This window comes from Pseudomonas sp. P1_F7, from assembly GCF_056405655.1.
Genome location: NZ_JBFUBR010000039.1, coordinates 1 through 9,883, shown reverse-complemented (window position 1 = coordinate 9,883; position 9,883 = coordinate 1). Strand labels below are relative to the sequence as shown.

Sequence of the window (9,883 nt, the reverse complement as noted above, 5' to 3'; positions counted from 1 at the left end):
TCTCCAGGCGGTTGCCGACCATGTTGGTGACTTTGAAGGTTTCGCCGGTGGACAACGCGAGGACCTGGGTGCCGGGGTCGTATTGCGACAGGCGCACTTCCCAGCCGAGGCCGAAGCCGGTGTTTAATGTGTTGAGTGGATTGAAGCTCAAGCTCAGGGGCAGAATCGGGCCACTGAGGTCGTTGCACTTGATTTCGGGCAAAGAGAGGTTGGCGGTGTATTGTCCGGTACGCGGATCGACACCGAACTCAAGGAAACTAAGAAAGTTGAAGGCGTTGGAATGCACAGCAGTAGACGCGGCCATGAAAAATACCTGCCATTAGTTAATTAAGATGACTAAATAATCTGTGCGCGAGATATGAATACCCCGCGCACAGTAACATCGTGTTAAGTCAGTACATTCAACAACAACTTATTACGATTATCAGGGGCAATTCTGAAACTCAATCGATGACGATTGCCTTCAAGATCCAACAAATCGGCAACAATGGAAATATCGTTCAACGCCAGCAAATCCGTGGCGGTTGATCGACGCAGATTATCCAGACGAGTCAATGTCAGCATCAGCTGCCCCGAGACTGGATCTTCCGCCTCCTCATAAACCTTTTTCAAAACAGGCGTCGCTCTTTTGGCAAGTGCATCGTCGAACAGAATCTCTCGATTTTCCGGTTTGCCTTCTTCCCCTGGCGCGAATACATGGAACGCATGACCGGTACAACTGAACATCGTCTCGTTATCGTATTGACTTTCCCATTGCACCAGCGACTGCCGCCCTTCGAAGTGACAACGGGTAAACAGCAAGTCCCTGATGCCCTCTCGCTTGTAACCCACACGCCAATAGTCAGTGGTCTTGAGGAAGTAGTCGAAATCATTTTCTCCCGGTGGAAGCGGATCCCATCCAGGGCTAGTGGGGCGGCCTTGACCTTCCTTGCCACCGCCCGCCACGCGATCGTCTCTGAAGGTGTAATCGGTCGGCACCTTGACCGGCGGCACCTTGGGCGTCAGCGTCACGTGCCCCTGGTCCTCTGTGTCATTCTCACTGGGATGGAGGTCTGAATAGAAACTGCCCTGACCGTTGCTGCCGGTAAAAGACGCCACAAAGCGTTCGATGGGGGGCGCTTCCGTTGGACTCGGTCCCCGGACATGAACGTACAGGTCAAGATCTGTTACAAGGACGCTCCCTTCGCGTGAACTGTTCTGCGCTGACTCGACCGACTGAGGACCCGAGCTGGCAATGAATCGATTCTTCTGCAGGCTGGTTGCCCAGACTTGTGGCCTGCCCACTTCAATGCCTTCTTCGCCGACACCGAGAAAGGGGATTTCGTCCCTGTTGCTTTTGGTCACCAGGCGCATGCTCGCCTTTTCATCTTCATTCAATTCGTAGGTAGCACTGTTGTTTGGGCTGGTTTCAACCATAATTTTCACCGCCATTTGTTGCATGCCATTGGCATAGGCGGTGTCTACAACTTTGCTGATATTGAACGTTTTCAGCTTTATCCAACTCTCCTCTGTGATGCTATTGGTCAACTCCACGATGCTATAACCGTAATACTGCACCTGCTCAGCGGAATCGAGCAGCTCGCATACGACGATGGCCACGGGATTGCTAAACGTGGCGGGGGCTGTATAGAGCCCGGTGTCCGATACCGTTCCTTCCCCGAAAACCGTCCAGCGGCGCTTGAGCGAAGTCTGCCTGGCGTTGTCCTTCAACTGGATTGTTGCAGTACGGTTGAGACCCCGCGTAAATCCGGGGGTGATATCAAAGTCAATAGCGTATTTAAGCAACACCACGGAAGCCTTGACGGTTTCACCGGTGGCGCCATTGCGTGCCTCAATGTATTGAACAACCGCATCTTCGGCCAACGGCTCAGCGGGTGGTGTATAGACAGCGGTGTTACCGCTGGCCACCAGTGAACCGTGTTGAGGCTGGCTCCACGACAGGTCAGCGCCGCTCAATGCAGATGCAACAAAGGTGACCGGCTGTTGGGCGCCCCGCAAGTAAATGGGCACAAACATTGGCGAGATCGACATGGGCTCTGCCACTACCAGCAACAAGGCCGAGACTCGATGTCGCTGACCGGTGGCCGGATCCGTGTACGAAGCCGTAATCACGTTGCGCACCGTTTCCCGGCCAAGCCGATCGAACGCCACGGGCGTATACAAACCTGTGGTTTTCCCGATCGCCCCGGCGGAACCGTGGGTGTTGAGGCTGCGCAGGCTCCAGGTTACGCCGCTGAGCGGTTGACCGTTGCGAAGAGCCCTGTATTGAAATGGCCGGTCACCCGCTTTCAGGCTGTGCATCGGCGGATCAATGGTGATCACCGTGCGAGACGGGTCGATGTTGCCAAAGATCACCAGGTCGTTAGGCGTGTCCCTGTCCCGCTCGACAAACACGTTTTCTTCGCCAGGAAACAACAGGCTGTGAATCAGCGCCAACTTGTCTTCATCGGCATAAGGCACGAATTCCTTGGCCAGGATCAACGTCGCCGAATACATATCGCCCTGTGCGTCCTGATCATCCGGGATCAGATAAGGAAAGTCCCTGGGCGGGGAGCCTCCACCGAACTCACTGGCTTTGAGCTGTATAAACACCACGACCGCGCCATCCTGATAGTTCGAGGATTTGACGTCGTTGCCTCCCGGAGCGGCCTGGGTGCGGATTTCGAATCGCGTCGGCGTGAGTGGGCTGTAACCCTTCAAATCGAGCATCCCTAATTCAAACTGACGACGATGAGCCGGAAGTTCGCTAAAACGCTCTTCGAAGTACCTGCCAAGCGCCGCGCGGGCTTCACTTGATTCCGCCAGGTCACACTCGAAACGGGTGCCACGGGACAGATCGAGAATCACCCGGCCAAGGTCATCGACTTCACCCGTCGCCACGGCCAAGTCAACTTCAATTTTGACCGTGAAATTCATTGCTTCGGTAATCTGCAGCGACTTAAGCACGGTCTTCATTGCGTTGGCGTCGGTGTAAGACGTGTAGGATCCCGACAAAATACTCAGCGTGAGAGTGGCGACCGAATTATTAAAATCAGCGGTTTCGAATGATAACCTCGGCGAGCCTAATACAATGTCGAACAGGTCGGCATATTCCGTTTTATCATCATGAGTGAACGCGGTGCCGGAAAATGGCGGCATATATGCATTACCGTCATATTTATCGATCCACTGCTGTAAAAGAATCCGATTGAGCCGAGTCCGATTGAATACTGTAATAGCGCCCCACCCTCGGGCAATCGAAGCCGTTTTCATCTGTTCCAGAATATAAGCGCGCGAGTTGCCTGCCATGATTATTCTCCAAATACAACAATACGAAGGGAGCCGCAGAACTAGCCGTTCCGGCTTTCAGTAATTCGAAAGGTCATCAATCGGTTTATCGGGAAGTTCAATCAACGGATACGTCAAAAGAATCCAGCAATCGCGATCATCCAGGGTGGCTTTAACCAGGGCAAAACGATGCGGCGATGACGGATCACTGGTGTACTTGCCCTCACTGTCAACGCTTCCGTTGCCGGCGATGACTTCCAGAACCGCTTCCACTACTTGATCACGATTGTTGGTAACTTTCAGCTTGGCCTCGCCGGCGGGAAACGACGACTCCGCCATGTTGACAACCATCTTCAGCTCGTGCGGGAAGTGATTCACCACGACATAAGCAGTCTGTGTTTTTCCGGTCGCAAGGTTCTTGACCTCAATCTCGTCAACCGTAAACGAGCCCTTAAGGTCACTGTTTTTCAAGCCGGCGGTGTAGACATTCTTTCCATCCGGTCCGGCTCTCAACGGAATGGTGCCGTCACCCTTCTTGACCCGCCATTCGAGGAGGCCTTCACCCAGGGTGTTGGCCGATAGGGTTCGGGTAATCGGTGCTCCGGAATCGGGAGAAGCGTTGCAGATTTGCAGCACGGGATTGACGGTGATGTCCCGGACCACAACAGTCACCAGCGTCGAACTGCTGAATGCAGAAGCCGTGTCCGTCGCCGTGACGATGACACGCGCGAATGTGCCGTCGATATCGTTGATGGCCGGTGCGGTATAGACGCCGGAATCCTCGTTGATCGTACCGATGCCACCGGTGCTGCCCGGGACGGCATTCACACTCCACTTCACTTTACCGGTGAATTCGGGTGAAACCGTGAACTGATGAGTTGAACTGTGACCCATCAGGTGGTCTTGAGGTGATATATCGAAGAGTGCGGTAATTTTACCAAATGTTATTAAATCGCCCGGAAGTTCAACCGACTTCATTTTTATATAGTTATTGCTTGCAAACAACAAGCTATTGAGCACGAATACATCTATTTCATCAACAATGCTAAAATAACGACCAAAATCCTCGCCTACATACTTACCAAACTCGCTAACAATATGAGCATTAATAGATGCCCTATGCGAATTAACCTCATTATAATAAGCCACCCAATCAGAGACCTCAGCTTCAGGTACTATCGGTGCTATTTGATTGAAATTGATTGTTCCCGCCCCTTCATTCACTTCAAAGCGGCCAGTTGCTTTCAACCCCATCGACATCCAGGCTTCAAAGAATGTGGCAGGACGATCAAGATAGTGAAGTACATGCTCAAATCTAGACGGCTGGATCCCTCGATTTTCCCACACCAAAGCTACCTTATTGTCTTCAGCAATATTAATTGAAAACCTATCTCCCTCCCCTATCAGCAAATGAAACTGATCAAACGAGATGTAATAGTTATCCGAACGGTATGTAGGGGGCAAATATATTAGCTTGATGCTACCAAACCCAGCCCTAACGCGAAGACTGGACGTAAAACCCGTCGCCGGAGGCGACTCGAATATATCCTCATAATAGTTAAACAACCGCTTTACACCTTGTGCAAGCACATTGTGCATTACTATTTTATTGCTCAACAGGATCGCACTATCGAACTCCCCAGGATTGTCATCCGGAATCAAATTTCTCCAATCATCTCTAGGCGGAAATCCGCTCTCAGCATCACCTTGCATACGAACAAACATTTCCACCGAGCCATCACCAAAATTGCTCGAGCCAGCAACATTTGCTCCCGGTGCAGTCGTGGTCCGCAAAATAAAGGACTCCGGCTTCAAGTACTGCTGATCGGTGTATGCAATCTTGCCAAGGTGAAAGAGCCGTTTTTTCGGGTCTGCATTTCTATAATATTTTTTAAAGAACACCCCCCCTTGACGCCGCTCATATTGAGTATTGGCAAATGTAAGTTCCCACATACCCTGCGCCGTGAGGGGATCGCCCAGATCCAAAACGACTTCCCCGGTATCTTTACCCACTGTGCCACTGGTTTTCGACAGCGCAACATCCTCGGCAATCAACTCCGGATAATCCAGTGCATCCAGCGATTTGATCGCAATAGCCCGTTTGTGTCCCAGGGCGTTATCAATGGAAATCTGGCTTCCCCCCACCACCGCCATCGTCATGCGCACTTTACCGCCGACCGTCTTCGAGCTGTTTTCAAACGAAAGCCGCGGATAGGTGGTGATCCAGTCATGCAAGAGTTCCCAATTGGCATCACCCGTTGGAACCGGCTCACTGATCGGTGGCAAGTAACTGTTAGAGGTGAATTTTTGAATGTAATCCTGTGCCAACAAGGTATTACATTTATTACGGTTGTAAGCGACTACCGCCCCCCAGCCTTCCGTACGCGGCTTAAGACTCAACCACTCAAGCAGCTCTTTTTTTGAATTTTTTACATTACCAACCATGATAAAACTCCTATTCAATCGATACTCAGCGGGCCAATATTTGGTTAGCCGGGTACGAGTTGAAAAACTCGATAAACACGTTAATAGACCAACCAGACTCAAGCGGTGATTGTCAGTTCAGGAGAATCATTGAATGGCAAATGGGTTCGACCTCCATCGAAACTTACAGTGACAGAGACCCTGAACTTATTGCCCACACCTATCTGCGACACTAAAAACTCCTTGGGCAACCAGGACTTTTTTTCCATTCCAACTTCCGACGATAAAAGCTCATAATCCTTGAGCAGGTACTGTTCCTTGCCAACCACTTTAATATTCAGAATTTGCTTCTCATACATATAGGACCATGTTTCAAGATTAAACTGTGCGCCTCTTGCATCCGTGATAGCGGCAAGTGAAAGCTTTCCGCCTGTACCTACTGCCTGTGCACACTGGATAGTCGGGAATCGGTTTTTGGGGAACGGCAGGATTTTCAGGTAGACATACGCCGAGTCCTGGTAGTTTTCCGCAGGCTCATCACTTGGAACGACTCGGTAGTACACGCTGAGTCGCTCACGAGCCCCTTCGCCCGCCCCCATGTGCATGGCAATGGCGTTTTTGGGGATGCTGAATGTCTTGCGATCTGCCGATAGCGGGATGGCAACGTGGCCTGTGGTTCCGTGCTTGCCCCAGTGCAGTTCAACGGCGTCGTTTTCACCAATGACAGCGTTATCAGGCACTGACGCCTTGCTGCCGGCCGTTGTGATACCGGCATCCATTGTTCTCTCGTCCGGTTGATCTCCGGTCTCTTGGTTGGTATCAGCGATATCCGGCTGTGGCAGTTCAAGAGGCTTGCGTATCAGCACTGGCAGAGGGTCGCTGGACAAAGACTCCCCGGGGCGAGCGTATTGATAAAACAATTCTGCAAGCTTGCCGTTGTTATTCAGCAGCCAGGCATACTCGAGATTGAATGTCAGCACACCGCTATCGACTGTCGAGAGGTCGATCCGCATGCTGATCTGGGCCTGAGTAACCGTCCCAACCATTGTGTAGAGCGTCACAATGTCACCGCTCCGGGCCCCCGAATACAGAGTGACGCGCACGGTGATGCCATCGGGAAACAGGTCAGGATCCAGCGGACCACCGCCATGTCGATCAATAACCGGGATGGGCAGCAAAGGCTCAATAGGCGCTACGATTCTAAAATTTTGTTGCGCTGAGACACTCTCAGCGCCACCACCCGCGTAGGTGATTTTGTAACTCAATTCGAGACGGCCATTTTCGATGAGGATGACCTCAGGTCGGCCCACCAGACGTGTCAATGGCTGCCCGACATTGGCCTCTGCAACGGTCCACACAGGGTTTAAAGGCTTTGGAGTGCCGGCTTCGGTGAATCCCCGCCATTGCAGCGTGACTTTGTCGCCCACCTTCATAGCGGCATAGGGCGGCACCGAGACCGTAATGCCGTTGGTAGGGATCGCATTCCTGTCCGGGTCCAGCAGCAATCCATGAGCCTGCTTGATCTGCGGTACCGGCAAGTGTGTCGCCGCAGTAGCTCGAGTGCCCACGTAGAAAAACAGTCGTTTCGACTCATCGCCAGGTCCCGGCATCGGTCCGCCGGGTAACCGCACAGAATATGAAAAAAACACCCAGCCTTGATCCAGACTCTTTAACAAGGCATTGGGAAATTCTATCGGCAACCCTTCCTCCACCAGAGTTTCATCAATCGGCCAGGCATTGTTCGCATTGTCCCCCGCATCTCCCGACGCGGTACAACCCCGCCAGTTGGGGTAAATAAAACCGCCTTTTGCCGCCTCAATCCCCGGGAAATAAACATGGGCGATCAGGGGCTTGTCACCCAGCTCTGCGAGGTCAAGTTGGTTATCTGCGTTCAAAGGGACTTTCGGTGCTGGATAGATATCCGCTGTCATGTCCAGGCTCCATTGTTGATTATCGGGGGTATCGCCCCGGCTCTTTTTGAGCACCACATGATGTGTTGTGAGTATTTTTACGCCTGAACAATCGATTTGCCCACTATCAGAACTGCTAGGTTGTCAACGACTGAAAAGGGATTATGGTTGTTTTCAGGTGACGGCTATTGCCGTGACATACGTAAAACATCTGAATGGACATTACAATGAACAGAATCAAAATATTGTTCGCCCCATTGATTTTCACGACTGTATTCTTTCAAACCGCCGTAAGTATCGCCGCAGAACCAGAGCCAGGCTTTATAACCTTTTACGTCGGTGGAAAAGAGGTGTGCCGAGTCAAAATAGAAGCTGGACAAACTAATTTATTTACAAAAGAAAAAGGTTGCCGCACCGGAACCGAATATGAAGAAGGAGCAATTAAACTAGAGAGTGTTCGATCCGCAACCACAATCAAACTAAGTGCCAACAGGAACCTAGACCCAGTAACCCCCGCGGGATGCAATAACACCAATGGTTTTGAATATATAATAAGAACCACCAAAAACGATGTCTCAACTGACATTGTAGCAAACGCAACTATACGTGAAGGCACCGTTGGAATGCCATTATTACCTGGAGTCAAGCTGATGAAAGTCTACCAGTATGGCGGCGTACCCCCTAGGTACCCAACCACAAGATGCCTCAACATAAGCTTCGATTGACCCAAAACCAACCACTACAGGCTTTGCGTTCTAGCGCCTCTATTTTATAGGCCCTTACATATCGCAACCCAAAAGCCTCTATCCCAAAGAAGCGTTCAGCATGAAAAAAAATCTTATCAACGCCTTGAGTTTTCTCTGCATCACTGCACTCGGTACCGGCTACAGCGTTGCAGCAGAAACAGCCAACAATGGCACCATCACTTTCATCTATGACAAAGACGAAGGTCAATGCACTATCCCCGTCCGCGACAAACATGAAGTTGCCATTTACCATGTTAGCAATACTCCGGACTTTCCGTGCAAAGGCCATAGTGTTCGTTACATTCAGTTCAATCAGGTTCGCTCTGCCGTCAGTGTCTGGCTCGGTAGCCAGTTTGACCAATGGAATCACGCGGTCGGCTGCAGTAATCTGGAAAACCCTGCCACCCGACCTAACAACTTTCTATTTGAATTAAGAACAGTCAAAAACATGCCAAGCAGCGAACCCATTGCGCTCGACAGCATAACGAACAATCACGTAGGAAACCCTATTATCCCAGGCGTCGTGGTCAAATCCAGATGGGTCAACGACCCTAAGGAAGTCAATCGCGAACTTAGCTGTATAAGAATCAATTTTGATTAATTATTTCCATCTGCCGTCTTTTCAACGCCAAGCACTATTTCCGAAAACCAATCGTCCTGTTTAAACACCGGCTTCGGCCTCGGCTGGGAAGTGCGCCTGTCGCAATACGACCCCGGCACCCAGGTCCTCGCGTTGTCCACCGGCGAAACCTTCAAAGTCACCAACATGGTCGGCAACCGCCTGGAGATGCAGGAACAAAAAATCAAAAGCTTCCTCTTCTACGAAGACGCGCCGGGGCTGTACCGGGTGGTGCACAAGTCCGGCCTGATCGAAATGCTGCGCTCGGACGGCAAGCTGGCGCTGCCCGAAACCCTGTATTCCGCCGAAGGCTACAAGGTCAGCCTGGCCTACTTGCCGTTCGGTTCCGGCTTGCGCCGGCTGCACACCGTCACCGACGGCCAGGGCGTGGTCCTGCTGGAGGTCAAGCTGCCCGCGGCCGGGCAGGACGAGATCCAGATTCTGCTGCGCCCCGACGGCAGCCCGGACGGTGCGCTGGCCAGGTTCGTGATGAAGATCCGCAACAGCGGGCCGGGCGATGAAGTCTACGAACTGATCCTGCCCACCGAAGAGCAGGCGTCCTGGCGCTTCAAGTACGCCACGGTCAATGGCCTGCACTGCCTGACCGAGGTCAAGACCCCGGTCGGCGGCCATGAAACCATCGAATACGCCGGCAACGGTCACGGCTTTCCGGGCAATGCGCGGCCGCCGCTGCCGCGGGTGTTCAAGCACCGCAGCGATCCCGGCTTCGGCCAGCCGGTGCAGGAGATGCGCTACAGCTACGACAACAGCAACCTGCCTGGCAGCAGTCACAACTTTGTCGGCAACGGCGCCAGCATCAGTTGGAGCGACGATGGCCTGGACAACCTCTACAAAATCACCGAGCGCTATCGCTACGGCACCACCGAAACCCATCGCTACGGCACCACCGAAACCCA

6 protein-coding genes and 1 pseudogene are annotated in these 9,883 nt (G+C 52.2%); 3 read left to right on the top strand and 4 right to left on the bottom strand.

Translation table 11 applies throughout. The features are described from left to right. The 4 genes from AC1D1M_RS31080 to AC1D1M_RS31065 form a co-directional block, all read right to left on the bottom strand. A partial coding sequence (locus AC1D1M_RS31080; protein WP_477778657.1) for a hypothetical protein occupies nt 1–304 on the bottom strand: 304 nt, incomplete at its 3' end. 83 nt (nt 305–387) lie between these two features. Continuing rightward, a complete protein-coding gene (locus tag AC1D1M_RS31075; protein WP_477778656.1) occupies nt 388–3,288 on the bottom strand; it encodes a hypothetical protein in 2,901 nt (966 codons plus the stop codon). 57 nt (nt 3,289–3,345) lie between these two features. Beyond that, nucleotides 3,346–5,712, bottom strand: coding sequence for a hypothetical protein (locus AC1D1M_RS31070; RefSeq protein ID WP_477778655.1), 2,367 nt, complete (start codon nt 5,710–5,712; stop codon nt 3,346–3,348). A gap of 98 nt (nt 5,713–5,810) precedes the next feature. Next, the gene (locus AC1D1M_RS31065; RefSeq protein ID WP_477778654.1) at nt 5,811–7,622 is read right to left on the bottom strand and encodes a hypothetical protein; all 1,812 of its coding nucleotides are present in this window, start codon (nt 7,620–7,622) and stop codon (nt 5,811–5,813) included. 206 nt (nt 7,623–7,828) lie between these two features. On the opposite strand from AC1D1M_RS31065, the gene AC1D1M_RS31060 reads away from it, so the two are divergent. The 3 genes and pseudogenes from AC1D1M_RS31060 to AC1D1M_RS31050 form a co-directional block, all read left to right on the top strand. Continuing rightward, a complete protein-coding gene (locus AC1D1M_RS31060; protein WP_477778653.1) occupies nt 7,829–8,326 on the top strand; it encodes a hypothetical protein in 498 nt (165 codons plus the stop codon). Between the two features lie 100 nt (nt 8,327–8,426). Continuing rightward, nucleotides 8,427–8,948: a hypothetical protein gene (locus AC1D1M_RS31055; RefSeq protein ID WP_477778652.1), complete on the top strand. Its 522-nt coding sequence runs from the start codon at nt 8,427–8,429 to the stop codon at nt 8,946–8,948. A gap of 90 nt (nt 8,949–9,038) precedes the next feature. After that, nucleotides 9,039–9,883, top strand: a pseudogene (locus tag AC1D1M_RS31050) (hypothetical protein); the annotation flags it as partial.

What these genes read in the sequence shown, in the direction of transcription:
- AC1D1M_RS31070 (WP_477778655.1), bottom strand. Translation starts at nt 5,712, where the DNA reads ATGGTTGGTAATGTAAAAAATTCAAAAAAAGAGCTGCTTGAGTGGTTG.
- AC1D1M_RS31065 (WP_477778654.1), bottom strand. Translation starts at nt 7,622, where the DNA reads ATGACAGCGGATATCTATCCAGCACCGAAAGTCCCTTTGAACGCAGAT.
- AC1D1M_RS31060 (WP_477778653.1), top strand. Translation starts at nt 7,829, where the DNA reads ATGAACAGAATCAAAATATTGTTCGCCCCATTGATTTTCACGACTGTA.
- AC1D1M_RS31075 (WP_477778656.1), bottom strand. Translation starts at nt 3,288, where the DNA reads ATGGCAGGCAACTCGCGCGCTTATATTCTGGAACAGATGAAAACGGCT.
- AC1D1M_RS31055 (WP_477778652.1), top strand. Translation starts at nt 8,427, where the DNA reads ATGAAAAAAAATCTTATCAACGCCTTGAGTTTTCTCTGCATCACTGCA.